This window comes from Shewanella fodinae (genome assembly GCF_014651955.1).
GTDB lineage: Bacteria > Pseudomonadota > Gammaproteobacteria > Enterobacterales > Shewanellaceae > Shewanella > Shewanella fodinae.
Window position 1 is genome coordinate 34,068 of the sequence record NZ_BMXW01000013.1, and the last position, 24,860, is coordinate 58,927.

22 protein-coding genes are annotated in these 24,860 nt (G+C 49.8%); 6 read left to right on the top strand and 16 right to left on the bottom strand.

Translation table 11 applies throughout. The features are described 5' to 3' along the window. The first annotated feature begins 244 nt into the window (after positions 1-244). Positions 245-2,170 (top strand): molecular chaperone DnaK, encoded by a 1,926-nt coding sequence (gene dnaK, locus IE064_RS12255; protein WP_133039576.1) that lies wholly within the window; start codon positions 245-247, stop codon positions 2,168-2,170. Positions 2,171-2,261: 91 nt separating this feature from the next. Then, the gene (gene dnaJ, locus IE064_RS12260; RefSeq protein WP_133039575.1) at positions 2,262-3,395 is read left to right on the top strand and encodes a molecular chaperone DnaJ; all 1,134 of its coding nucleotides are present in this window, start codon (positions 2,262-2,264) and stop codon (positions 3,393-3,395) included. 52 nt (positions 3,396-3,447) lie between these two features. Here the strand turns inward: dnaJ and IE064_RS12265 are convergent, their stop codons facing one another. Both IE064_RS12265 and IE064_RS12270 read right to left on the bottom strand, forming a co-directional pair. After that, on the bottom strand, positions 3,448-4,614 hold the full coding sequence (locus IE064_RS12265; RefSeq protein WP_189618068.1) for a pyridoxal phosphate-dependent aminotransferase: 1,167 nt from the start codon (positions 4,612-4,614) through the stop codon (positions 3,448-3,450). Positions 4,615-4,870: 256 nt separating this feature from the next. After that, complete coding sequence (locus IE064_RS12270; protein ID WP_189618069.1) at positions 4,871-7,147, bottom strand: TonB-dependent receptor; 2,277 nt, start codon at positions 7,145-7,147, stop codon at positions 4,871-4,873. Positions 7,148-7,724: 577 nt separating this feature from the next. Between IE064_RS12270 and IE064_RS12275 the strand changes: the two genes are divergently transcribed. Further along, a complete protein-coding gene (locus IE064_RS12275; RefSeq protein WP_189618070.1) occupies positions 7,725-8,423 on the top strand; it encodes a hypothetical protein in 699 nt (232 codons plus the stop codon). Between the two features lie 59 nt (positions 8,424-8,482). On the opposite strand, the gene pepA is transcribed toward IE064_RS12275, so the two are convergent. Next, on the bottom strand, positions 8,483-9,991 hold the full coding sequence (gene pepA, locus IE064_RS12280; protein WP_189618071.1) for a leucyl aminopeptidase: 1,509 nt from the start codon (positions 9,989-9,991) through the stop codon (positions 8,483-8,485). A gap of 250 nt (positions 9,992-10,241) precedes the next feature. Between pepA and lptF the strand changes: the two genes are divergently transcribed. Then, positions 10,242-11,354, top strand: coding sequence for an LPS export ABC transporter permease LptF (gene lptF / locus IE064_RS12285; protein ID WP_189618072.1), 1,113 nt, complete (start codon positions 10,242-10,244; stop codon positions 11,352-11,354). Then, entirely contained in the window at positions 11,354-12,412 is a 1,059-nt protein-coding gene (gene lptG, locus IE064_RS12290) for an LPS export ABC transporter permease LptG (RefSeq protein ID WP_189618118.1), read from the top strand. Before lptF ends, lptG begins: the two co-directional genes overlap by 1 nt. Before the next feature lie 24 nt (positions 12,413-12,436). Here the strand turns inward: lptG and IE064_RS12295 are convergent, their stop codons facing one another. From IE064_RS12295 to IE064_RS12315, 5 genes are read right to left on the bottom strand one after another with little or no spacing between them, the layout of a single operon-like run. Next, on the bottom strand, positions 12,437-12,943 hold the full coding sequence (locus IE064_RS12295; protein ID WP_189618073.1) for an RDD family protein: 507 nt from the start codon (positions 12,941-12,943) through the stop codon (positions 12,437-12,439). Further along, positions 12,944-13,189: a DUF2960 domain-containing protein gene (locus IE064_RS12300; RefSeq protein ID WP_189618074.1), complete on the bottom strand. Its 246-nt coding sequence runs from the start codon at positions 13,187-13,189 to the stop codon at positions 12,944-12,946. Positions 13,190-13,206: 17 nt separating this feature from the next. After that, a complete protein-coding gene (locus tag IE064_RS12305) occupies positions 13,207-13,554 on the bottom strand; it encodes a DMT family protein (protein ID WP_189618075.1) in 348 nt (115 codons plus the stop codon). Continuing rightward, entirely contained in the window at positions 13,555-14,046 is a 492-nt protein-coding gene (locus tag IE064_RS12310) for a GNAT family N-acetyltransferase (protein WP_133039565.1), read from the bottom strand. Between the two features lie 53 nt (positions 14,047-14,099). Next, complete coding sequence (locus tag IE064_RS12315) at positions 14,100-15,596, bottom strand: carboxypeptidase M32 (protein WP_189618076.1); 1,497 nt, start codon at positions 15,594-15,596, stop codon at positions 14,100-14,102. 195 nt (positions 15,597-15,791) lie between these two features. Between IE064_RS12315 and IE064_RS12320 the strand changes: the two genes are divergently transcribed. Further along, entirely contained in the window at positions 15,792-16,406 is a 615-nt protein-coding gene (locus IE064_RS12320; RefSeq protein WP_189618077.1) for an OB-fold-containig protein, read from the top strand. Positions 16,407-16,430: 24 nt separating this feature from the next. Here IE064_RS12320 and IE064_RS12325 read toward each other — a convergent pair whose 3' ends face one another. The 8 genes from IE064_RS12325 to rsfS all read right to left on the bottom strand — a co-directional run bounded on the left by IE064_RS12325 (position 16,431) and on the right by rsfS (position 24,837). Beyond that, a complete protein-coding gene (locus tag IE064_RS12325) occupies positions 16,431-17,726 on the bottom strand; it encodes a DEAD/DEAH box helicase (RefSeq protein ID WP_189618078.1) in 1,296 nt (431 codons plus the stop codon). Positions 17,727-17,909: 183 nt separating this feature from the next. Continuing rightward, entirely contained in the window at positions 17,910-19,142 is a 1,233-nt protein-coding gene (locus IE064_RS12330; protein ID WP_229800027.1) for a serine hydrolase, read from the bottom strand. Positions 19,143-19,256: 114 nt separating this feature from the next. Then, positions 19,257-20,075 carry a septal ring lytic transglycosylase RlpA family protein gene (locus IE064_RS12335; protein WP_189618079.1) on the bottom strand — a complete coding sequence of 273 codons (819 nt, stop codon included), beginning with the start codon at positions 20,073-20,075 and terminating at the stop codon, positions 19,257-19,259. Next, a complete protein-coding gene (gene mltB / locus IE064_RS12340) occupies positions 20,062-21,051 on the bottom strand; it encodes a lytic murein transglycosylase B (RefSeq protein WP_189618080.1) in 990 nt (329 codons plus the stop codon). Before mltB ends, IE064_RS12335 begins: the two co-directional genes overlap by 14 nt. 13 nt (positions 21,052-21,064) lie before the next feature. Then, positions 21,065-22,165 (bottom strand): rod shape-determining protein RodA, encoded by a 1,101-nt coding sequence (gene rodA / locus IE064_RS12345; RefSeq protein ID WP_133039559.1) that lies wholly within the window; start codon positions 22,163-22,165, stop codon positions 21,065-21,067. Then, positions 22,152-24,017 (bottom strand): penicillin-binding protein 2, encoded by a 1,866-nt coding sequence (mrdA, locus tag IE064_RS12350; protein WP_189618081.1) that lies wholly within the window; start codon positions 24,015-24,017, stop codon positions 22,152-22,154. The genes rodA and mrdA overlap by 14 nt, the downstream gene beginning before the upstream one ends. A 20-nt stretch (positions 24,018-24,037) precedes the next feature. Next, positions 24,038-24,508: a 23S rRNA (pseudouridine(1915)-N(3))-methyltransferase RlmH gene (gene rlmH, locus IE064_RS12355; RefSeq protein WP_189618082.1), complete on the bottom strand. Its 471-nt coding sequence runs from the start codon at positions 24,506-24,508 to the stop codon at positions 24,038-24,040. A gap of 5 nt (positions 24,509-24,513) precedes the next feature. Next, positions 24,514-24,837: a ribosome silencing factor gene (gene rsfS / locus IE064_RS12360; protein ID WP_133039556.1), complete on the bottom strand. Its 324-nt coding sequence runs from the start codon at positions 24,835-24,837 to the stop codon at positions 24,514-24,516. Positions 24,838-24,860 lie beyond the last annotated feature (23 nt).

The window sequence follows — 24,860 nt, forward strand, 5'->3', positions numbered from 1 at the left end:
AAAGCCGGACCACGGCTGTGGTTCAGCGGTAAGCAGCGCGTATTTTAGCGGCACTTTATGAAAAAGGTTGCGTTTAAGATCAATTTTTTTAACTGAGCCCTTGTAAAGCAGAATTGCGCCCCTATATAGGGGTTAAGGCGCGATTTGGGTAGTATGGCAAAGGCCTTGAAATCAACAACTTTGCCCCCAGATCCATAGCAGATGATTATTTTAGTTCGAAAGAAAAGATTTTTCGGAGGACCTCATGGGTAAAATTATTGGTATCGACTTAGGCACAACTAACTCTTGTGTTGCCGTACTTGAAGGTGGCAAGCCTCGGGTTTTGGAAAATGCTGAAGGCGATCGCACCACTCCTTCAATCATTGCTTATACCGAAGATGAGACCCTGGTAGGTCAGCCGGCCAAACGTCAGGCAGTGACCAACCCAGCGAATACCTTCTTCGCGATTAAGCGTTTGATTGGACGTCGTTTCACTGATGACGAAGTACAGCGTGATGTCAGCATCATGCCGTTCAAGATCATCAAAGCCGACAACGGCGATGCCTGGGTAGAAAGCCGTGGCAAGAAAATGGCACCACCACAGGTGTCAGCCGAAGTGCTGAAGAAAATGAAGAAAACAGCAGAAGATTTCCTCGGTGAACCAGTGACCGAAGCGGTCATTACCGTGCCTGCTTACTTCAACGATTCTCAGCGTCAGGCAACTAAAGACGCTGGCCGTATCGCCGGTCTGGAAGTTAAACGTATTATCAACGAACCCACAGCCGCCGCACTGGCCTATGGTATCGACAAAAAACAGGGCGATAACGTGATTGCCGTGTTCGACCTCGGTGGTGGTACTTTCGATATCTCTGTTATCGAAATTGACAGCAATGACGGCGATCAGACGTTTGAAGTGCTGGCAACCAACGGCGATACTCACTTGGGTGGTGAAGATTTCGATAACCGCTTGATTAACTATCTGGCTGACGAATTCAAGAAAGAGCAGGGCATTGACCTGCGCAATGACCCGCTGGCGATGCAGCGTCTGAAGGAAGCTGCTGAAAAAGCGAAAATTGAGTTGTCTAGCACCACTCAAACTGAAGTCAATCTGCCCTATATCACTGCAGATGCCACCGGTCCTAAGCACTTGGTGGTAAAAATCACCCGCGCTAAACTGGAATCGCTAGTAGATGACCTGATCACCCGTTCACTGGAACCTGTGAAAGTGGCGTTGTCTGATGCTGGTTTGTCAGTGTCTGATATCAACGAAGTGATCTTAGTGGGCGGTCAGACACGTATGCCTAAAGTGCAGAAAGCCGTGGCTGACTTCTTTGGTAAAGAACCACGTAAAGATGTGAACCCTGACGAAGCGGTAGCGGTTGGTGCGGCAATTCAGGGTGGGGTGTTAGCCGGTGACGTGAAAGACGTGCTGCTGCTGGACGTAACACCACTGTCTTTGGGTATCGAAACCATGGGTCAGGTAATGACCAAGCTGATTGAGAAAAACACCACTATTCCTACTAAGGCGCAGCAGGTGTTCTCAACTGCCGAAGATAACCAAAACGCCGTAACTATCCATGTGTTGCAGGGTGAACGTAAACAGGCCAGTGCCAACAAGTCTCTGGGTCAGTTCAACCTGGAAGGTATTGAACCGTCACCACGTGGCATGCCACAGATTGAAGTGACTTTTGATATCGACGCCGATGGTATTCTGAATGTGTCTGCTACCGATAAGAAAACCGGTAAGAAACAGGCCATCACCATTAAAGCTTCTTCTGGTCTGTCTGACGACGAAGTGGAAAAAATGGTACGTGATGCTGAAGCTCACGCAGAAGATGACAAGAAGTTTGAAGAACTGGTCAGTGCCCGTAACCAGGCCGATGGTCTGGTGCATGCTACCAAGAAACAGGTAACTGAAGCGGGTGAAGCCCTGAGCAGTGACGATAAAGCAAAAATCGATGCTGCCATCAGCAAGGTAGAAACTGCAGTAAAAGGCAGTGATAAAGAAGCGATTGAAAAGGCGACTCAGGAACTGATTGAAGCGTCTGCCAAACTGGTAGAAGTGGCTCAGGCCCAAGCGCAACATGCTCAGGGTGGTGCTGAGTCAGCCCATCAGGGTAACAACAGCAACGCTACTGCCGATGATGTCGTCGATGCTGAATTTGAAGAGGTTAAAGACGACAAGAAATAATCAGGACATCTTCCCTGATTAATTAGGCGGGCGTTATGGGGTGACCCTAACGCCCGCTCGTTCTGCTCCAGCCAAGAACGCGTGAGAGATTATGTCAAAGCGAGATTATTACGAAGTATTGGACGTCGCCCGGGATGCCAGCGAACGGGACATCAAAAAGGCCTATAAACGCCTAGCGATGAAATATCATCCGGACCGCAATCCCGGCGATAAAGAAGCCGAAGCCAAATTCAAAGAAGTCAAAGAAGCCTATGAAATTCTGACCGATGCCGACAAACGTGCCGCTTATGACCAGTTCGGTCATGCTGGGGTTGATCCCAGCCGTGGTGCAGGTGGTTTTGGTGGGGGTAATGGTGCAGATTTCAGCGATATTTTCGGTGATGTCTTCGGGGATATCTTCGGCGGTGGTCGTCGTGGTGGACATAGACAACCCGCCCGTGGTTCCGACCTGCGCTATAACCTCGAATTGTCACTGGAAGAAGCGGTTCGCGGTGTAAACCGAGAGTTAAGGATCCCGACCCTAGCGACTTGTGATCTTTGTGGTGGCTCAGGTGCCAAAAAAGGTACTTCAGCGACCACCTGTGGTACTTGTCATGGCAGTGGTCAGGTGCAGATGCGTCAGGGTTTTTTTGCCGTACAGCAAACCTGCCCGACATGTCATGGTCGCGGTAAGATTATCAAGGAGCCTTGCAGCAAATGTCATGGCGACGGCCGCATGGAGAAAAGCAAAACCCTGTCGGTCAAAATCCCGGCCGGGGTGGATACCGGCGACCGCATCCGTCTGGCGGGCGAGGGCGAAGCCGGCGAATTCGGCGCGCCAGCGGGCGACCTGTATGTACAGGTAACGGTGCGCGAGCATCCGATTTTTGTGCGTGATGGCAATAATCTGTACTGTGAAGTGCCGATCTCCTTTGCCAAAGCAGCACTGGGCGGTGAAGTCGAAGTGCCAACGCTTGAAGGAAAGGTCAGCCTGAAGATCCCGCCAGAAACGCAGACCGGGCGCATGTTCCGTTTGCGTGGTAAAGGCGTGAAGTCCGTGCGTAGCCATGCTGTGGGTGATTTGTTATGTAAAGTAGTGATGGAAACTCCAGTAAATCTGTCCGAACGCCAGAAGGAACTGTTGCGTGAGTTTGAAGACACCCTTAGTGGTGGCGGCAAACACAGTCCTAAGGCCGAAGGCTGGTTTGATGGTGTGAAGAAATTCTTCCAAGACCTTAATAGCTGATACTTAAAGAAAAGCCAGTGCAATGCACTGGCTTTTGTCTATTGATAACCGCTTAAATCCAGCCTTTTTTGCCAAACTCCAGCATCACCTTGGCAACATAAGTCATCTCTTCCGGTGTCCCTAACGACACCCGGCAATAGTCATCTGCTGGTGGAAATGCTCGGCCTACTAGGATCCCGGCCTGTTTCATATGTTCCTGATATTCTTTCAGAGGAACGTTGAGCTTGTGGAAAATGAAATTAGTGTTGGAAGGCACATAGGAAATGTTCAGTGCATTCAATGCCTGAAGCAGAATTTTGCGCGAGGTATCGTTACTAGCTCGGCTGTATTTGATGAAGGCTTCATCTTTCAATGACACCATGGCAGCCTTAATCCCACAGTAATTTAGCAGGTTATCACCGATTTTCGGTTGCAGCTTGGCAATCAATGCCGGGGTGGCCACCGCATAGCCTACACGCATCCCGGCCATGGCGAATAACTTAGAAAAAGTTTTCAGCAGAATCACATTGTCAGCACCCGCTTTGAGCAACGGGGCAACCGAGCGAAAGTTCGGATCATCAGCAAATTCGGCATAAGCCTCATCCATCATGAAAAGCGTATTTGCGGGTTTACTGTTGATCCACGCTTCCACTTCTGCCGCTTTACAGATGGCTCCTGTCGGGTTATTCGGATTGACCAGATATACCACTGACGGCCCTTTATAGTCAGCCACAGCTTTTTTCATGGCGGCTAAATCGATATCCCATGTTTTGGTCATTGGCACCCGAGTAATTTTCATGCCATTGCTGCGGGCATAATCTTCAGCGGCGCTGAAGGTCAGTTCTGGTGCAACTAACTGTACATTGGCTGCGGCCAGTGCTTCTATTACCACGCGGATGCCCTCGGTCGCCCCCAATGTGAGGATTACCGCAGTCTCTGGCATGCCATATTGATCTGCCAATTGCTTACGCAGCTCAAACATTTCTTTCATCGGGTAACGATTGGATATGGCTATGGTTTCTTTGGCAACAGCCTGAGCCTTAGGCGACATCCCCAGCGGATTTTCATTGAAATTGATGCGGATGGGATTATCAGCACTGGGTGGCGTGAATGTTGGGCTAAGTTGCGTTTTTGCCAGTAGCGGTTGGCTCAGACCACTGACGGCTGCGCCACCCATTAACATACCGGAAAACTTTAGAAATTGCCGTCGCTGCGTGTTAGTTTTGTCGCTGTCTGCCATTGAATTCTCTCCTTGTGGTAGTTGTTATCAGTTGGCATCAGCATTAACCATGCCAGAGATTAACTGATTGAATGTTATAATAATGTATTTTTATGTTGCATTGTGATGCATCACAGTGGGCCAAATCCTGCACCATAATGCAATAGTTTTCCTTCGCGAGTATGTAAAAGGTTCAATGATTAGCGGCATTTAATAAAAAAGCGAAGCCAAATGGCTTCGCTTTTTGACGATCCCTTACTCAACTGGTCAAATGTTTTTAGAACGAGTAACTGACACCCAGCATCAGATTGCGTCCCATCAATGGTGCGTAATCTTTCAACAGTGAGGTATGCGGCCGCGCTTCCTGATCGGTAAGGTTGGTTCCTTTCAGGTATAACAACATGTCGCCATTATCACTGAACAAACGATAGGTCACAGAAGCGTTGACGAGGGTGTAGCCTGCAGTTTCTGTTTCATTGTCTGCAACATCATTCTGACGGGAATAAGCAATCATGCCGACATCCGCATGCCACTGATCCAGATCGAAATTCAAGGTTGAGCCAAATCGTAATGGCGAGATCCTTGGCAGATTGCCACCGTCTACCAATTTACCGCGAGTGTAATCGCTAAACAGATCTAGTGACCATAGGTCGTTGAATGGGATCTTAGCTTGTGCTTCCAGTGAGTAAAGTTCGGCATCACCTTGAGCATACTGATAAACCGGTAGATCGCCTTCTTCATCGCTATTCACCAGATCTGATGCAATGAGGCCGGTATTGGCTTCATAGAAGAAGTTATTTACTCGGTTATAGGCCATGCTTAAAGAGCCAGTCCAACTGCCATCGAGTTTGCGCAGCGTCAGGTCGAGGTTATTGGCAATCTCCTTATCTGCGTTACCGGCATTAACCACAATCTGGCCGTTTTCTACCCGGAATTCCGAACCCAATTCAAAGCTCTGGGTCGCATCGTGGGGACCATAGCTATAAAGCTCTTCGGCCGTTGCTGAACGTTCCGCCCGAGTCAGTGCCACACTCAAGTTATAAGACGGGTCGAAGTCCCATACTACGCCTGCTGATAAAGTACCATTCACATCGCTCAATTTCTGCGGTTGATACGCCTCTTCCCCAGCCAGCGTATCCAGTGTCATGGCTTCAGGTTTGAGGCGATAACTCTCAATGCGTCCACCCAGTTCAAAGCGGAAATCATTCACTTTGCGTTCCTGCATGATAAAAGCGGCGACCGTATCGGTATTGCTATTGGGGGTTAGCTGTTCAGCTCCTTGCACCGAAAAGTCACGGTGGATAAAGTGCAGGCCCATGGCACCCTGCCATTCGCCCCAAGGCGTGTTATTGAGCGTCAGCCTGGCTTCTGTCTGTTTGTTATAGAAGAAGGTATCAGCATCGCCATCTTCCTCTTCGGCATGTTGATAGTCGGTGTATCCGGCATCCAGACGCACTTTAGAGAAACCCGCAAATGGGTTTAATAAACCGCCATGCAACTGCCAGGCTGTTTTCTTGAGATCGATAGTGATATCGGGCGCACCTTCTTCACCACGGCCTGGAATGCCATAGTTAGACTCAGTGCGAACACCGGAAACACCGATAAAGCCGTTATCACCGGTATAACCCACACCACCGGCATATTCATCCAGTTTTAGTTGGCTGTTATCGACCGTGCCATGGGTCGCCGCATCTTCGGCAATGGCGTTGCCTGGGATGTCATAAGAATCGGTGCGGCGTCGAGTACCGTCAAGATGCCAGTTAAACTGACCATTACCGCCGTTTAGGTCAGCATTCAGGGTCTTGCCATCGTTAGCAGTATCGTAACGGGCACCTACTTCGCCGTTAAAACTATCTACCGGCTGTTCGTGCAGGCGCTTATCTACCACGTTGACTACCCCACCAATGGCACCATTACCATAAAGCAACGTGCCTGGGCCGCGCAGAATTTCAATCTGCTGCGCTGACGCGGCTTCGGCAGTTACTGCGTGGTCAGCTGACACGGTAGAAGCATCACCAACAGATAAACCGTTTTCGAGGATTTTTACTCGGGGACCATCCATGCCGCGGATGATGGGACGACTGGCTCCCGCACCAAAGTGGGAGGCCTGAACGCCGGGCAATTTATCCAGCGTATCGCCTAACGTTGGCTCAATATTGAGTTTCAATTGATCATCGCTAAGAACTGTCACAGGGGTACTGCTTTCTAGCGCAGAGCGACCTAAAGGTGAGGCGGTGACCACAATGTTTTCTATCTGGCTCGCGCTTAAGGTGAAATTCTGAGTGATAGTGCCGCTACTGACTTTGAGGTCTTGCTCACTGTGTTTGAATTTGTCACTACTGATATGCAGATGTAAATGACTGTTGTCTGCCACTTGTAGCCGATATTGCCCTTGGGCATCGGTTGTCACTTGGTTTCCACCATCAACACTAACCAGTGCATTGGCCACCGGATTGCCTTGGTTGTCAGTCACTTTACCTTGTAATTGTGCTGCAAATGCAGCAGAAGTCACACCAGCAGACGCCAGTGCTACAAATAAGACTGCGAGTTTCATTATGCCTGTCCTTTTTGATAAGCAATAAAATAGATAGATTTTTTTACGAATTATCAGGACAGAGATGGAGGGGCGCGGGCCGAAAGTGTGCGTAACCAAGGTAAGGCAGGCTGGATGTATAACGGCCCGGTTACTTTAATAACCAACGACTGAGTCGCGGCCACTGGCAGTATTGCTGCCGGTCCACTGCTTGGGTGGTTACTGAAGTTACAGAGTAGACAGTGGGAATGTTCATGAACCAACCCATGTTCCGCCGAATGCACGACCGCAACCGACTGCAATACAGTCAGCCAAACGCCTAGTAGCAACCATAGCCACTTTTTGTTTTGCGGTAATATTCGACGTAACATCTCGATTCAGGACAATCTGTTATAACGGCAGCACGTTACTTGTTTCACTCGGCGGCGTCCAGTGAAGATTTAGTAACAAAGTATGAGGTTGGGGGGCAGGAGCTTCCTTGATTTTTGATTAATTTATTGTTTTTTATTTAAATTATATTTTTAGATGGATGTTACTCATCAAGGTCAATTAGCGCTGTATCTGGTTTGTTAAGATACGAAAATCGATGGAATTTTGCATGTTTATGTCTCGTTGCACCCTAGTGATTTTGAATAAAATGGGGCAGGCATTATGGCTTTGCCTGCTATGCGGATGCAGCAGTCAGCAGGTGTTTTTGTCACGTGCTCAGGTCATTCCCGCCAATATCGATGCGCTCCAACAGCAATTACAACAGCAGGGCTATGACGTTACTGTCATCAATGTGGCACCGCCTTATAAATTAACGCAGCCATTGCTGATTATGAGTCCACTGTTGTTTGATGACGCTTATATCAATGGTATTGTGCGTGCTATACAGCAGCAGGGATACGCTACGGTTGATGTGATATCGATGCAGACGGCACAACACTTTTATAATGGCTACAATGTGGGGCTGTATCTCCCCCCATCATTTAGTATCAATATGCCCGTAGTCATGCAGACTGATAATTGTGCTGGTCAATATATGGTGTTGCAAACCGATGCCGATACTCACAATTTCACCCTCGATAGAGGGGATGAATATCCCTTGCTCAAAGGCAATTACAGTCTAAATGCACAAGGCAACGGCACGCTATCAACCCAGAATACGCAGATGCTTTTTAAACTGGTGCGCGTGCCAGTGTCTACGTGGGCCGGTGAGCGGCAAGCGGATAAGCTAACCGTTACGGCGCAAACATCTTCGTTGCTGCCGGAACATTGCAGCTTTATCACCATTTACGACGGATCACCGCCATAATCAGCTAAAAAACAAAAAGCGAAGCTTTAAGCTTCGCTTTTTGACAAGTATCAACTAGATTACTCGCCCTGTTCTACGCCAGAACGGTTGATAATAAATTGTGTCAACATTGGCACCGGGCGTCCGGTAGCGCCTTTATTCGCCCCACTGGTCCAGGCGGTGCCCGCGATATCCAGATGAGCCCAGTTATATTTCTTAGTGAAACGTGACAGAAAACAGGCGGCGGTGATTGAGCCTGCTGGACGACCGCCAATGTTGGCCATATCGGCAAATGGGCTGTCTAGCTGTTCCTGATACTCATCCCATAGTGGCAAGCGCCAAGCGCGATCGCCAGCTTGTTCTCCAGCATTCAATATTTCATGGGCCAAAGGATTATGGCTTGAGAACAGTCCTGAAGCGTGTTTGCCCAGAGCAATCACACAGGCACCGGTCAAAGTCGCGGTATCGATAACCAATTCAGGATCAAAACGTTCCACATAGGTGAGTGCATCACACAATACCAAACGGCCTTCGGCATCGGTATTGAGTACTTCTACCGTTTGACCACTCATGGTTGTGAGAATATCGCCAGGACGATAGGCGTTACCTGATGGCATATTCTCGCAACCTGCCAGAACACCAATGACATTGATGGGCAGTTGTAGCTCGCAAATAGCCTTCATGGTACCCAAAACCCCAGCAGCGCCTCCCATGTCGTATTTCATCTCATCCATGGCTTCGCCAGGTTTAAGGGAGATACCACCAGAGTCAAACGTCAGCCCTTTGCCGACCAACACCACTGGCTTGGCCGTATTATCCACGGCACCCCGATATTCCATGATGGTCATGATCGATTCATTCGCACTGCCGCGACCTACTGCCAGATAGGCATTCATGCCTAACTGTGCCATCTGTTCTTCACCAATAGTGGAGACTTTTAGATTGTGATGCACTTCAGCAAGCTGTTTGGCCTGAGAAGCAAGATAGGCGGCGTTGCAGATATTAGGCGGCATGTTGGCCACATTGCGGCAGAGTTCTATACCAGCAGAAACCCCCAAACCGTGAGTGATCGCCCGTTCCCCCACTGTGAGTTCGCGGCGAGTAGGGACGTTAAACACTAACTTACGCAACGGCCGACGGGCTTCGCCTTTGCGGCTCTTCAGTGCGTCAAAACTGTATAGTGCCGCGTTAGTTGTCTCCACTGCCTGACGCACTTTCCAGTAGGTGTCGCGTCCTTTGACGTGAAGTTCAGTTAAGAAACATACCGCTTCCATCGAACCAGTTTCGTTGAGAGTATTGATGGTTTTGGCAATAATCTGTTTGTATTGGCGTTCATCAAGTTCTCTTTCTTTGCCACAGCCAACCAGCAGTACTCGCTCACTCAGGACGTTGTCAACGTGGTGCAACAGCAGCATCTGGCCGGTTTTGCCTTCCAGATCCCCTCGCCGTAACAGATTACTGATATAGCCCCCGCTAATTTTGTCCAGCTGCTCAGCAATACCGGACAAACGGCGTGGTTCGTAAACGCCAACCACGATACAGGCGGAACGCTGTTTCTCCGGACTGCCGCTCTTTACGCTAAACTCCATGAGCTCTCCTAGATTCTTTTAAAGACAAACTTTTTGATTTATTGGATAATGCCAGCTCGTGTCCATCTGTATTTGGGGCGGATTTTATATCCGGCGGCAGACGGCGCTGAACCATCTATCTGTAGCGATGGGTGACCTTAATCAGTATCGGCATCGCCAGTTTGGACAGATAACTGTCAAAAGTGGACAGTCTACATAAAAGATACTCTGATATCAGCAAAAAGATAAGTTTAGATACAGGACCCAGCCTGTGATTGTATTCAGATACTTAATCCGTGAAGTGCTCAAAACACAAGTTGCAGTACTGACTGTGCTGCTGGCTATTTTTGTCAGCCAACAATTTGTCCGCATTCTGGCGGGGGCTTCTGACGGTGAATTTCCCTCTTCGCTAGTAATGACTCTGATAGGGCTTAACCTGCCTGGTCTGGTTGTATTAATTTTGCCACTGAGTCTGTTCCTCGGAATACTGTTGGCTCATGGGCGCATGTATGCCGAAAACGAAATGGTGGTGCTGCATGGCGTGGGTATCAGTGAATGGTATGTCACGCGAGTTACCTTGTTGCTGGCAGTGGTGAACTGCCTGTTCACTTTTTGGTTATCCATGTATGGCAAACCCTGGGCCGAAGAGCAGCAGCGGTTGGTACTGGAAAAAGCCAAGTCAGAAGCCGGATTAGCGGCGCTGGTGCAGGGGCGGTTCCAAACCAGCCCCAACGGGCGAGCGGTTATTTTTGTGGAAAAGATCAGCAAAGACAATGAACTGGAGAAGGTCTTTGTGGCGCAAATGCCGGAAGCTGGAAAGGAATCGGGGCAGGCAAACCTAGTAGTGGCAAAAAGCGGCCGGGTAACAGAAGACGCCAGTGGTGCTGAAAGTTTGAAACTTGATAATGGTGTTCGTTATCAAGGATCCGCGAATCGCAAAGATGTGCAAGTGATTGAATTTGGTAGCTACCAAACACAGATTAAAGAACAGGAAATCGATGAAACTGACCGGCGCATGTCAGCATTGTCCACTGACGAATTGCTGAAGCAGGATAACAGCACTGCGGTTGCTGAGTTGCAGTGGCGTCTGGCGATTCCTATTGCCATTCCGTTGATGACGCTGATTGCAGTGCCACTAGCGCGAGTCAACGTGCGCCAGGGAAAATTTGGGAAATTATTCCCAGCGGTGCTGCTTTATCTGGGTTATTTCGGCTTGCTGGTCGCCGGGCGCAAGGCGCTGCAAGATAATGTCATTCCGCTGTCATTGGGGATGTGGTGGATCCACGGTTCAGCACTATTGTTGGGCATTTTGTTGTTGAGCAAGGAGCGTCCCTTGGGAACGCGTATTGCCGGACTATTTCGACGGCGGAGGGCGGTCGTATGATGAAAATCCTCGACTGGTATATTGCCCGTGCGCTGCTGAGTTCTTCTGCACTATGCCTGCTTATCCTGACCGGGTTGTCCGGCATCATCAAATGGGTTGATCAACTGCGTTTGGTCGGAAAAGGCACTTATAGCATGATGGATGCTGCCGTCTATGTGCTGTATCTGGTTCCCCGAGATATTGAAACCTTTTTCCCGATGGCGGTGCTGTTAGGTGCGCTTATCGGCATGGGCATGCTGGCGTCTAACTCAGAACTGGTGGTCATGCAGGCATCGGGATTGTCGCGGTTACAGATTACCCTGTCCGTAATGAAAACCGCCATACCGCTAATGTTATTGGTGATGGCGCTTGGGGAATGGGGCGCGCCAGTGGCGCAGATGAAAGCCAGTGAATTAAAAGCCACTAAAATTTCCGGTGGTAATCTGATTAAGTCACACCGTGGGATCTGGGCCAGAGATGGCAATCTATTCGTGAATATCGGACAGATAGAAACCATTGAACATCTCAGCAATGTCACCTTGTACGAATTTGATGACAACCAACGACTGCAGAGCGTGGTGCATGCGGCCGACGCGTTTTATTCCCATGACTACTGGCGGCTGCAGGATGTGCGCCGTACCAGCATCAAGAATGAGCAGGTGGTGGTTAACAATCTGACGGAAGATCGTTGGCCTTCCAGCCTGACGCCTGACAAGCTCAGTGTGGTATCAGTTGATCCAGATTCACTGCCAATCAAAGGGTTAGCTGGATATATGGATTATCTGAAAGGGAATAACCAGGATGCCAGCCGCTATGAACTGGCATTGTGGCATAAATTGATGCAACCGGTGACAGTCGCTGTGATGATGTTGGTGGCGTTATCATTTGTATTCGGGCCGTTACGTAATGTCACCATGGGGGCGCGGGTGCTGCTGGGTGTGGTTGCTGGGTTTGTGTTCCATATTAGTAATGAGATTTTCGGGCCGATGAGTATTGTCTACAACATGCCCGCGGTGGTGGGCGCGATTATGCCCAGTCTGCTGTTCACCGGTGCCGCCATCTACTACATGCGCAAATAACCAAGCGCCCTGCGTTGCGGGGCGTTAGCTTTTATGACGATGTGTTGGCAAAACCACCATTTCTGAGCGCGTCATTTGATCTTGTAACGCTAACTTTTGTTTGCTGAACAGCAACCACAGATTGCCAACCCCAAGTAATGACCAGCAGAATCTGGCGATGGCAGTGATAAGACTGAGGTTTTGTCCATTGAAATGCTGCACTCTTAGCCGCCATGCCTGCATCCCTAGGGTCTGACCGGCCCGGCTCCAGAAATAGCTATAAAAAGCTATTACTGCAAACCATAGCCAACATTGATACAAACCGTGGTAAAGCACATTTTGGCGCAGACTGTCTGCCAGCAGTGTTCCTGTAGGGATAATGATTAAGCCAGCCTTTTGGCACAAGGCAAACAATGCAAAACCAATAATACCCGCCAAGATATATACCGCTATTGCTAACAGCAAATCGTAGGCGGTTGCCCCCAGCCGTCTGCCGATGCTAGCCCGCGGGAGATTGGCCAATTGATAATCAGGTGTGTGTGCTATTGTCATTCAGTCATCTGTTTTCAATAGCTTTACATTGGTAAAGCCCATACGGGCAAACTCGTGCAGTCGAAAGCTTTTCAGTGCCCCGCCACCTTTGGCGGTCATGGCTACTTGTTGCTCCATTCTCAGAAAGGCACTGATATCAACGCCTTCAGCGGCAGCTGCTGCTTCAAATATATCGTGATATTGATCAAAGGCGAAATTGACGGTTTTCTGCTGGCCACGAAATTCGTAGCTTACCAATCTGGCCATAAGGACTCCTATAACGGTCAGAATTTACTGCGAAAAATAAAGTATACCGCGCTGAGCAGACATAGCCCGGCCCAGAGATAATCCAGTTTCAGCGGTTCCCGCAAAAACCATACGGAAAAGGGGACGAAGATACTCAACGTGATCACTTCCTGCAGGATCTTCAGTTGGCCGACATTCATGACGGTGTAGCCAATGCGGTTAGCTGGTACTTGCAGCAAATATTCAAACAGCGCTATGCCCCAACTGACCAGTGCGGCAATTATCCAAGGTTTTGTGCCTAGGGTTCGCAAATGACCATACCAAGCAAAGGTCATAAAAATATTGCTCAGGCATAGCAGGCCGATGGTGATAAGGGTTGGTTGCATTCAGGCATTCCGCGACAAAGAATAGAGCATATAGCAGGCATCATCGGTATAACTGGCGAGGGATTTCTCGATGGTGCAGGGACGAAAGCCCAGCATCTGCCAGTAATCCGCCGCACCCTGCACCGCCACCAAAGATAACGTTGGCAGTTGTTGTTGCAGTGCAAACTGTACCAGACGGCGAAATGCCTGCGTGGCAAAACCATGACCGCGAGCCTCTGGACTGACCGCTATATCATGCAGATACAAGGTGTTGGCCGCTAAACAGGGTTCAAGCATGCTGTAGAGCGCTGGTGGATTTCCTTCAAGCCAAGGGTGTGCAAGGCAGTACCCCTGAACTTGGTCATGCAGTTCCATCACGAAGCAACTATCTGGTGATAGTTGCCACTTGTTTTGCAGCACCGCTAAGGGTTCTGGTTCAATATCGTGGTAACTCTGTTGCTGTACTGTCGCAATTGCCGGCCAGTCGCCGGTTTTGATGGCACGAATAAGCATGGTTCATCACCTGAGAAACGAGTGTCGTCAGTATACCAGTTTCTGCCGTTGGGTTAACTCAGATAACGCTGGCGCAGATGGCGGTGCAGATAGTCAGGATTGAGCGGCTCACCGGTCGCTTGCTGTACCAAGGTGTCAGTGTCGAGCAAAGAACCCTGTTGCCAGATATGTTGCTGTAACCAGCTAAGTACCTCGGGTAATCGGTCATTTTCTAGCAACACATCCAGCGAACCGAGTTGTTTTTCTAGGGCAAAGCGAAACTGGGCGGCATACATGGCGCCGAGTGTGTAGCTTGGGAAATACCCGAATTCGCCCACTGCCCAGTGAATATCCTGCATACAGCCATCACGGTAGTTGTTCTTGGTACTGATGCCAAGATACTGCAGCATTTGCTGATCCCAGAAATCCGGAAGGTCAGCCAAGTCGAGGCTACCATTGAGCAGCGCCTGCTCAGCCGCAAAGCGCAACATGATATGGCAGGGATAAGTGACTTCATCGGCATCAACCCGAATATATCCTGGTTGTACCCGCAGGATCTGTTGATGCAGTTCCGCTGCCGAATCTCGACAGGAAAGGTGGCGCTTCAGCATCGGGTATAGCCGCTTGATAAACGCGGCACTGCCCGCCAACTGCATTTCAAAAAACAGGCTCTGGCTTTCATGGATCCCCATAGAGCGCGCCAGTCCTGCGGGTTGGCCGCGCCAAGTGACGGGGAGCCCCTGCTCATAACTGGCATGTCCGGTTTCATGGATAATGCCCAATAGCGCCGGTAAAAAACTGTGTTCATTATAACGGGTGGTGAGACGCACATCTCCTGGAACACCGCCGCAGAACGGGTGGGCGCTGATATCCAATCGTCCCTGTTGAAAATCAAATCCCAAAAACTGCATCACTTCTCTGCCCAAATCCTGCTGTCGTGACAGCGGATAGCGGATGTTGGTGTCCACGGGTTTAAGGGCGGGTTGACGCTCGCAGATTTGCTGAATGAGTGTCGGTAACCATTGGCTGAGGTGGTCAAAGATCTGCGTCAGCCTGGCGGCGGTCATTCCGGGTTCAAAGCGCGCCAGCAACGCATCATAGGGCGTGATATTGCTAGCGGCGGCACGACTCTGTGCTTCTTCTTTAACCAACGCCAGCAATGGCTGAAGATTGTGCTTGAAACCCTGCCAGTCATTCGCTGGTCGCTGTTGGCGCCATTGATGTTCACAGCGATAAGCCGCAGCTGTCTTGGCTTGCACTATCTCTGCGGGTACACAATTGGCTTGATGCCATTGCCACAACATTTCCCGCAGATTTGCCTGTTGTGCTTTGGAGAGCTGTGTCAGTTGTTGTTGCGCTTCAGCAAACCAATCAGTTAGCTCCGGGGCATTTTTCAGCTCATGAATATGGCGCGCCAGTTCTGCCATAGCCGCGGCGCGGTGGTCACTGCCGCCAGACGGCATCATCGTGGCCTGATCCCAGTCGCCCAAGGCGGCAAAATGTTCAAAATGGGAAATTTTCTGGAAATGGTCGCTGAGTTGCTGATAGGCGGTAACAGATTTGCGGCGCATGGCTTGACCTGATAAACACGGATATTGTTATCATGCTAGCGGGACAAGCGTGAGTCCTCAACTGCAACCGTTATATCATCTCTTATAGAGTCGCTGGCGGGCTGATGCGTCCAGGTCTAAAATTTTAGAGTGTCAGTTGAATGGATTAAGGATAGAGACATCTGCAGGAGGCGGATTGCCTCAAGGAGGAGCAAAGTGCTGGACTTCATTCTGGCCAATGACAACCTGCCATATGTTGTTGCAGCAACTGTGGTAGTGATGTTAGCTGTTGTTGAGATAATGGCGCGGATTGCCGGTGGTAGCCTAGGGGTGTTGATGGATGAACCGCCAGCGTTACAGCGACCGGCCACAGAATTTGCCGAAGCGCCGTCCCTTGCCTCATGGTTGGGTCTTAACCGTCTGCCCGTCTTACTCTGGTTTATTTTCGCGCTGGTTTCGTTTGCCATCGGCGGCTTTCTGATAAATCTGTTGCTATGGTTATCGGCTGATACGCTGTTGCCGCAGGAAATTTCCGTATGGCTGGCATTTGCGCTTACCGCAGTGGTTTGTCATCTCCTAGGACGACAGCTTAACTGGCAAGCGGGGGCGGAAGAGGAGACTGATAATCTGTGCGGGAATATAGGGATTATGACTTTGGGTAAAGCGATTAAGGGCAATCCAGCCGAAGCGTTAGTCCATGATGATCAACACCATATTCATTACGTGCTGGTAGAGCCTCAGGAAGAAAATATTGCATTTGAAGCTGGGACTCGTGTGCTGTTGTTGCAGCGGGAAGGTATGATCTGGCGCGCCATTCGTTTTGAGTCTTGAGCGCGCCAGCGAACTGGCCGAGGTTTATTTCAGTTTTTTCTGCTGTTGATTGCCACCCACTTTGACTTTTACGCGGCGGCCTGACATCGATTTTTCTGCTGCAACTTGCTCCGTGGCACTGCTGGCGTCCGGCTTATGTTTACCAAAACGCCGACGCTGCAATTGCTTGAGTAACACATCACGATTACTCACTTCATAACCCGGCATCATGATGCGTTTCAGGCGTTGGCCGATCAACTTTTCAATGTCGGCCAGAATGCGTTCCTCTTCGCGACTGACAAAGGAGATTGCCACACCGGTTTTTCCTGCCCGTCCAGTACGACCTATGCGATGAACATAATCTTCTGCCAGAAACGGCATGTCATAATTCACTACATAATCGAGGTCAGGAATATCTAGGCCACGAGCGGCGACTTCAGTCGATACCAGCACCCGAATTTTACCTTCAGTGAACTCTTTGAGTGAGCGACGGCGTTTGCCGTGCGCTTTTTCACTGTGTACAGCAGCCGTTGGGATACCATCTTGATTCAGTTCATCGGCCAGTTGATCGGCATCTTCACGGGTAGCCGAGAAGACCAGCACCTGATGCCAATTTTTACGGCCGATAAGCTCCGCCAATAACTCTCGCTTCCGGCGTTGTTCTACTGGGTAGACCACCTGGCTGACGGTGGCGGCGGTGGTGTTCTGGCGATCGGCCGCCAGCACTTTCGGCCGCCGCAGGATCTGTTCGGCAAGCTGTTTCACGCCACCAGAAAACGTTGCTGAAAACATCAGCGTTTGCCGCTCTTTATTGGTGGCCTGCAGGATTTTCTGGATGTCTTTGATAAAACCCATGTCTAACATCCGGTCGGCTTCATCCAGTACCAGCACTTCAACCTGCGATAGATTGATATTGCCAGCTTGCAGGTGTTCCAGCAAGCGACCGGGCGTTGCCACGACCAGCTCCGCCCCTTGTCTCAATTTATTGGCTTGTCCGGTGGTTTTTACACCACCAAATAGTGACACAACTCGGGCATCAAGGTAGCGACTATATGCCTTGGCATTATCAGCGACTTGTGCCACCAGCTCGCGAGTAGGTGCCAAAATTAAGATACGAACGACACCCGGCTGCAATGCTGTGGGATTATCAATAATCCGCTGCAACAGCGGTAACACGAACGCAGCGGTTTTTCCGGTACCCGTTTGGGCGCTGGCCAACACATCCTGACCGCGACGGATAGGTGGGATTGCCAACTTTTGAATCGGGGTCATGTCCTCATAACCACATTCGCTTACGGCGCGAATGATCTCGGGGGCAAAACTGTAAGATTCAAATTTCATGTTACGCTTCCTGTGTTCAAGCTGTGGGGCCCAATTGCCTTTTGATACTGCCAGACAAAGGCGGCCGCGGAGTATAGCAAAAATCCATCAGACAGGAAATGCAAACCAGCATCGGCTTAGCCGTTGCTGATATCCGGGACAATTTAGGCATTAAAAAAGCCGCCAAGAGGCGGCCTTTTTCACTTAGTTAAACCATCCGGAAAACATCTGTTTGAAGTAGTCGATCAGCTTGCTGAACCAGTTGCCTTCTTTGACTTCCTCTAGCGATACCAGCGGATATTGCGCGATGTCTTTGCCATTTAATTGGAAATACAGGCGACCCACAGTTTCGCCCTTGGCTATTGGGGCAACCAACTCTTTAGTTAGCTCGAAATTGGCCTTGAGGTTTTTAGCTTGACCACGGGCGATGGTGATGGGAGTGTCAGTGACCACGCCCAGACTAACGGTTGGCTTATCACCATACCAGATCTGCTGGGTAACAAAGCTGTCGCCTGCTTTATAGGGGGTCACGGTTTCAAAGAAACGGAAACCGAATTCAAGTAGCTTCTTGCTTTCTGCTTTACGGGCAGATTCGCTCTTGGTGCCCAATACTACGGAAATCAGTCGCATACCGTCTTTGGTGGCAGAGGCTACCAGGTTATAACCGGCTTCTGAGGTATGACCAGTTTTTATGCCATCCACATTAAGGCTGTTATCCCATAACAGACCATTGCGGTTATATTGTTTTATTCCATTGTAAGTAAAAGATTTTTCATCATAAATCTTATACTCGTTGGGCACGTCACGGATCAGTGCTGCACCTAACAATGCTAAATCGTATGCGGTACTTTTATGGTTTTCACCATGTAAGCCATGGGCATTTTCAAAGTGGCTGTCTTTCATGCCCAACTGTTTGGCCCAGCTGTTCATCAGATCCACAAAGGCACCTTCAGTCCCGGCAATATGTTCCGCCATTGCTACACAAGCATCATTGCCTGACTGAATAATAATGCCGCGGTTCAGATCGGAGACTTTGACCTGTTTGCCCACTTCAATGAACATCTTGGACGAGTCTGGGAAGTTTTTTGACCAGGCATTTTGAGAGATAGTGACTTCATCATCGGGCGATATATTGCCGCGTTTTATTTCCTGCCCAATGACATAACTGGTCATCATTTTGGTTAGGCTGGCCGGATCGAGTTGCTCATGGGCGTTATTTTCTGCAATCACCTGACCGGAGTTGTAATCCATCAAAACGTAAGCTTTTGCTGCGACTTCAGGCGCATCAGGGATCACCATCGGCCTGGGCGCGGTTAACGCTGGCGAAGGATTATTAGGGATCGGCGTTGGAGATACCGGGTCAGCCAGCGCGCCTGCACAGACAACGCCAGTGAACATGAACAGTGCTGTTGCGGTTTTTTTTGCGAAATTCATCATTGACTGGATACGTTTTTTTGGTTGGAGTGAAACTGCCTAAAGACAGCCAGTATATCATTTGTCGACCAGCGATATCAGTGAAGGTTCCTTAATCTTATGAGAACCGCTCAAATATCAACCACCCTTTGCACTTGCATCGCGTACCAGATAGCTCTGGGGATATCCGCCATTGCGAATAGTGTCCAGCATGCGGTTGGCCAGATCTTCGTTAGCCATTGGCCCTAACTGTAAGCGATACAGATTTTCGGCGGTGGTAACGCGACTTTGCAAGTTGAATTTCTGTTCCAGAACGGAGGCAAGCGACTGGAGTTTCTCTTTGGAGCTCGCTGCAACAATCTGGATGTAATACACCGCATTGTCACTATTAATGGCCGCAACCGCCTGATGTTCTGGACTGTCATTATAAATGACTTCCAGACGCACGGGTGCGGTGCCAGTCTTCAGCATATCCAGTTTATAAGCTGCGGCATAGGACACATCGATAATCCGATTGGAATGAAACGGTCCTCGATCATTGATACGCACAATTACGCTCTTGTTGTTGTCCAGATTGGTGACTCGCACGTAACTTGGAATTGGCAGCGTTTTATGGGCACCAGACATGGAATACATGTCATAGATTTCGCCATTGGAGGTGTTATGACCATGAAATTTTGAGGCATACCAAGAGGCCAGCCCTTCTTGAACAAAGCCTTTACCGGAGGGCAGTACCGCATAGGATTGGCCCAATACCTCGTAGTCTTTATTGCCTTGTTTGCTATAGGGTTCATAACGCGGCGTGGCGTCTTTGACCTGTGACAGGTCTGGGGGATTCTCCGGTGGTCGGTCGTGTTTCATGCTGTAACGGCCATCGTTACGATTTGCGGGCTCGCTGGCGCAACCGCCCAGTAACAGCAGAACACACAAAGGAAGCAACCAATTAATGCGTGGCATGATGTTGTCTCAACTGTTGGCTGAACTGATATACCGCCATGGCATACAGCGGACTGCGATTATAACGGGTGATCACGTAAAAATTTTTCAATCCCAACCAGTATTCATTGGCCTCTGCTTGTTGCAACTCAATGAGCATTGCCGGTTGCGAGATATCCAAATCCATTGATTGTGCCAAGGCAACATTGGGTGCCAGAATATCGGCGGCAGTTTGTGTCAGTTTATCCTGTGGTTGCCAGATATGTGCTGTAGGCTTGCCTGTTACCTTTAATGGTAACGCTACTGCACGCCCTGCTTGCCAGCCGTGCTGATGGAAGTAGTTGGCCACGCTACCAATAGCATCATCGGCACTACCAACCAGATCGCGTTTTCCATCGTTATCAAAATCTACCGCATAGGCTAGGTAGCTGGACGGAATAAACTGCCCAAAGCCCATCGCCCCCGCATAGGAACTGTTAAGATGGTTGCCATCCAGTTTTTCTTGCCGCAGCAACACCATCAGTTTGCCAAGTTCGCGACGGAAGAAATCCGCACGGGGCGGATAATAAAATCCCAGTGTATAAAGCGCGTCTATCACCGGATAGTTGCCAAGAAACTGCCCATAAAAGGTTTCTATGCCAATAATGGCAACGATGATCTCGGGGTCAACCTGATACTGCTTGGCAGCGCGGCTAATGGCTGCTTGATGCTGTTGCCAGAAATCTAACCCAGCCTGTAATCGTTTGTCCGTCAGAAACAGTGGATAATACTGGTACCAAGGCTTGGCCTCCCATGGCGTGGCTATTGCGTCTAGTACCTGCTGATTTTTGTGGGCACTTGCCAGAAACTGTTTCACTTCTTGGGCAGTAAATCCCTGTTGCTGCTGTTGTTCAATAAATTGTTGTTGCAGTTGCTCATAAGAGGGCGCGGAAGCGGCGGTAGCAACGGGGGCTATTGCCATCAGTAGCAGCGCGAGCAACTGTTTTGATCTCGGCATGAAGTCGGTGTTCCTATCTGTCGATAAAGCGTCGGTGAGTATGAATGCTCATTAGAATGCCAAAACCCGCCAGCAATGTCAGCATAGAGGTGCCGCCATAACTGATTAAAGGTAAAGGAACCCCAACCACTGGCAGGATACCGGACACCATGCCGATATTGACGAACACATAAACGAAGAAGGTGAGGGTGATAGAACCTGCCAACAAACGTGCAAAACTGGTTTGGGCGCGTGACGCAATCACCAGTCCACGACCAATCACATATAGATATAGCGCTAGCAGAAATAGACTACCGATGAGACCAAACTCTTCACCGATGACAGCAAAGATAAAATCGGTATGTCGCTCAGGCAGAAATTCCAGCTGTGATTGGGTGCCGTCTAGCCAACCTTTCCCCCAGAGCCCGCCAGAGCCAATAGCAATCTTCGACTGGATAATATGATAGCCCGTGCCGAGTGGGTCAGCTTCTGGATTAAGCAATGTCAGCACGCGGTTACGCTGATAGTCGTGCATCAAAAAAAACCACAACACTGGCAGAAATGCCAGTACCCCGGCAACAACGCCGCCAACTATGGCCCAACTCATGCCTGACAAAAACAGCACAAACACCCCAGAAGCAGCTACCAGAATGGAGGTGCCCAGATCCGGTTGTTTGGCAATCAACAAGGTGGGTACTGCCAGTAACACCGCGGCTCCTGCTAGATAGCGTTTTTTGGGGGGCAGCGGAAATTTACTGATGTACCAGGCCATGGTGATAGGAAATGCTAGTTTCATTAATTCTGATGGTTGAAACTCCATGAACCCCAGATTTAGCCAACGCTGGGCACCTTTGTTAATTTCACCAAAAAAGTGGACCGCTACTAGAAACACTACGCCGGAGAGATAGATAGGCAGGGCCCAACGGCGATAGACCTCTGGGTTGATCTGTGCCAACACAAACATCAAGCCGAGCGAAAGTACCATGCGCACCATCTGGCGTTCCAGCATACCCGGGTCTTCACCGCTAGCAGAATAGATTACGAACAGGCCAAAGCACATCAGCGCCAGCAAGCCAAGCAATAGCGGCAAATCCAGATGTAGCCGCTGCCAGAAATTAGGTTCATGGCTGTGCATGCGTTAACTCCCATTTATCTCGCAACAGATATTCATCCATCATTGCCCTCGCTACTGGGCCGGCATTCTGACCACCCCAACCAGCGTTTTCAAGAATTACCGTCAGGACGATTTTTGGATTTTCAAAAGGCGCATAGGCCACAATCAAGGCATTATCTCGTAAGTGTTCATCAATGGTATCCGCATCATATTTGGCGTCTTCCGCCACACTGAATACCTGCCCCGTACCGGTTTTCATGGCCGCGCTATAGCTGGCATCGCTGAAGCGGCTTTTAAGGGCTGTTTGGCGCATGGCGTCGGCAATCACTTCCCAATGATGGGGGTTCTTCAGCTCCAGTGGCGCGTGTTCCTCCACGGGGGAATCGATCATTGAAGTACTGTCTTTGATGGATTTCAGCAGGTGTGGCGGCAAGCGCCGACCTTTGTTCGCCAGAATTGTAACTGCCGTTGCCAGTTGTAATGGTGTGGTAGTCCAGTAACCCTGACCAATCCCGACGGAAATGGTATCACCGATATACCACGGCTGGTTATAGCGCAATCGCTTCCAGTCGCGAGATGGCATATTGCCGGGCGATTCTTCATAGATATCGACCCCGGTGTTTTCTCCAAAACCGAACTGATCCATAAAGCTGGAAATCCTATCGACACCACTCTTGTAGGCTAAATCGTAAAAATAGGTGTCACAGGAGTTAATAATGGCGCCATAGACATCAACCCAGCCATGACCCCAACGTTTCCAGTCGCGGTATTTACGTTCTACCCCAGGGATCTGCCAAAAACCGGGATCCCATACCCGGGTTTTTTCGTTGACAATGCCATCTTCCAACCCCATCAACGCCAGAAATGGTTTAACGGTTGAAGCGGGGGCATATTGCCCTTGGGTGGCCCGATTAATTAATGGTCGTGAACGGGAGTTCAGCAGGTCGCTGTAGGCTTTGGCACTGATGCCGTGGACAAACTGGTTAGGATCGTAGCTGGGGCTGGAGGCCATTGCCAAGATCCCGCCATCGCGTGGATCGATAGCCACAATGGAACCCCGTCGTCCGGCGAGCAGCTCCATCGCTTTTTGCTGTAAGGCCAGGTCTATAGTGAGGTAGATATCCTGACCGGGTTCCGGAGCCTCGACTTTCAAGGTACGGATGTGGCGACCTAAGTTGTTGACTTCCTCTTCCAGATGACCGGGTTTCCCATGCAGCAAGCTTTCATAGAATTTTTCGACACCTTGTTTGCCAATGTCGTTGGTTGCGGCATAATCCGGCCAGTCTCCAGAAAGTTCTAATGCTTTTTGGTCGCGGTTGTTGATGCGACCGACATAACCCAGCACATGGGTCAGCAGTTCACCATACGGATAGTAACGGTTTAGCCCGGCCTCTATCGACACGCCGTCAAAACGGTACTGGTTAACACTAAAAGCGGCTAACTCCTGTTCAGTTAAATGGCTTTTCAGTGTTAACGGTTTAAAGCGGCGATGAAATTTCAGCGCTTCGGTAAAATTTTGCCGTTCGTCATCTGACAGTGGAATGACTTTATTCAGTTCATTCAGCATGGTGCCCATGTCTTTGACTTTTTCCGGGATCACTTCCAAAGAGTAAAACGGCTGGTTTTCTGCCAGTAATTTTCCGTTGCGATCGTAGATTAAGCCGCGACTGGGGGGCAGTGGCACTACCCGGATACGGTTATCGTTGGAGCGAGTGGCGTAGTCTTTGTAAGAGGTGATCTGCAGATGATAAAGATTCCCTACTAGGGTCAGCAGCAAAATCACCACACAGATGAAAGTGAACATTGCACGGCGCCTGAATAAGGCGGCCTCGGCGGCATGATCGTGCATGGTAATTCGCTTTCGTTGCTGCACTCGCGGATCTCCGACGGCGGTTATTCCCGATGATAGGGATGGTTGTTATTAATGCTCCAGGCGCGGTACAGGCTTTCTGCCACCACTACCCGCACCAGCGGGTGTGGTAAGGTCAGTGCCGACAGACACCAGCTTTGTGTTGCCGCCTGCTTGCATGCTGGTGCCAATCCTTCAGGACCGCCTACCAACAGGCTGACATCACGGCCATCAAGTTGCCATTTCGCTAGGTTGTCGGCCAGTTCAGGTGTGGTCCAGTTCTTTCCCGGCAGATCCAGCGAAACAATGTGATTCCCTTTGGCTACGGCTGCCAGCATCGCTTCGCCTTCTTTTTGCAGAATGCGGGCAATGTCGGCATTTTTACCCCGTTTCCCAGCCGGGATCTCCAGCAACTCCAATGCCATATCCCGGGGGAAGCGGCGCTGGTATTCAGCAAACCCTTTACTGACCCAGTCGGGCATTTTGGTGCCGACAGCAATGAGTTGTAACTTCATCCGCGCTACACTTCAGTCCAGAGTTTTTCCAGTTGATAATGTTCGCGAGCCTGTTCCAGCATAACGTGCAGTATCACATCGCCTAAATCGACCAATACCCACTCGCTGCCATCGCGGCCTTCAACCCCTAATGGCAGCATGCCAGCCTGTTTGGCTTCACTGATCACATGCTGGGCAATCGCGCTGATATGGGTATTGGAGGTACCAGTACATATCACCATATAATCGGTAATATTGGATTTTTGCTGTACATCAAGCACCACAATATCTTTGGCTTTGATGTCTTCGACTTTATCAATAACGAATTGTTTCAACTCCGCACTCTGCAAGCTGTTATTCCTCATGGGGTGAT

Coding starts and splice junctions, on each gene's coding strand:
- IE064_RS12335 (WP_189618079.1), bottom strand. CDS start 20,075: ATGCCACGCATTAATTGGTTGCTTCCTTTGTGTGTTCTGCTGTTACTG.
- IE064_RS12265 (WP_189618068.1), bottom strand. CDS start 4,614: ATGGCAGACAGCGACAAAACTAACACGCAGCGACGGCAATTTCTAAAG.
- mltB (WP_189618080.1), bottom strand. CDS start 21,051: ATGCCGAGATCAAAACAGTTGCTCGCGCTGCTACTGATGGCAATAGCC.
- IE064_RS12330 (WP_229800027.1), bottom strand. CDS start 19,142: ATGATGAATTTCGCAAAAAAAACCGCAACAGCACTGTTCATGTTCACT.
- IE064_RS12300 (WP_189618074.1), bottom strand. CDS start 13,189: ATGGCCAGATTGGTAAGCTACGAATTTCGTGGCCAGCAGAAAACCGTC.
- IE064_RS12325 (WP_189618078.1), bottom strand. CDS start 17,726: ATGAAATTTGAATCTTACAGTTTTGCCCCCGAGATCATTCGCGCCGTA.
- dnaK (WP_133039576.1), top strand. CDS start 245: ATGGGTAAAATTATTGGTATCGACTTAGGCACAACTAACTCTTGTGTT.
- IE064_RS12310 (WP_133039565.1), bottom strand. CDS start 14,046: ATGCTTATTCGTGCCATCAAAACCGGCGACTGGCCGGCAATTGCGACA.
- dnaJ (WP_133039575.1), top strand. CDS start 2,262: ATGTCAAAGCGAGATTATTACGAAGTATTGGACGTCGCCCGGGATGCC.
- IE064_RS12315 (WP_189618076.1), bottom strand. CDS start 15,596: ATGCGCCGCAAATCTGTTACCGCCTATCAGCAACTCAGCGACCATTTC.
- lptG (WP_189618118.1), top strand. CDS start 11,354: ATGAAAATCCTCGACTGGTATATTGCCCGTGCGCTGCTGAGTTCTTCT.
- IE064_RS12295 (WP_189618073.1), bottom strand. CDS start 12,943: ATGACAATAGCACACACACCTGATTATCAATTGGCCAATCTCCCGCGG.
- IE064_RS12270 (WP_189618069.1), bottom strand. CDS start 7,147: ATGAAACTCGCAGTCTTATTTGTAGCACTGGCGTCTGCTGGTGTGACT.
- IE064_RS12305 (WP_189618075.1), bottom strand. CDS start 13,554: ATGCAACCAACCCTTATCACCATCGGCCTGCTATGCCTGAGCAATATT.
- IE064_RS12275 (WP_189618070.1), top strand. CDS start 7,725: ATGTTTATGTCTCGTTGCACCCTAGTGATTTTGAATAAAATGGGGCAG.
- pepA (WP_189618071.1), bottom strand. CDS start 9,991: ATGGAGTTTAGCGTAAAGAGCGGCAGTCCGGAGAAACAGCGTTCCGCC.
- rodA (WP_133039559.1), bottom strand. CDS start 22,165: ATGCACAGCCATGAACCTAATTTCTGGCAGCGGCTACATCTGGATTTG.
- rlmH (WP_189618082.1), bottom strand. CDS start 24,508: ATGAAGTTACAACTCATTGCTGTCGGCACCAAAATGCCCGACTGGGTC.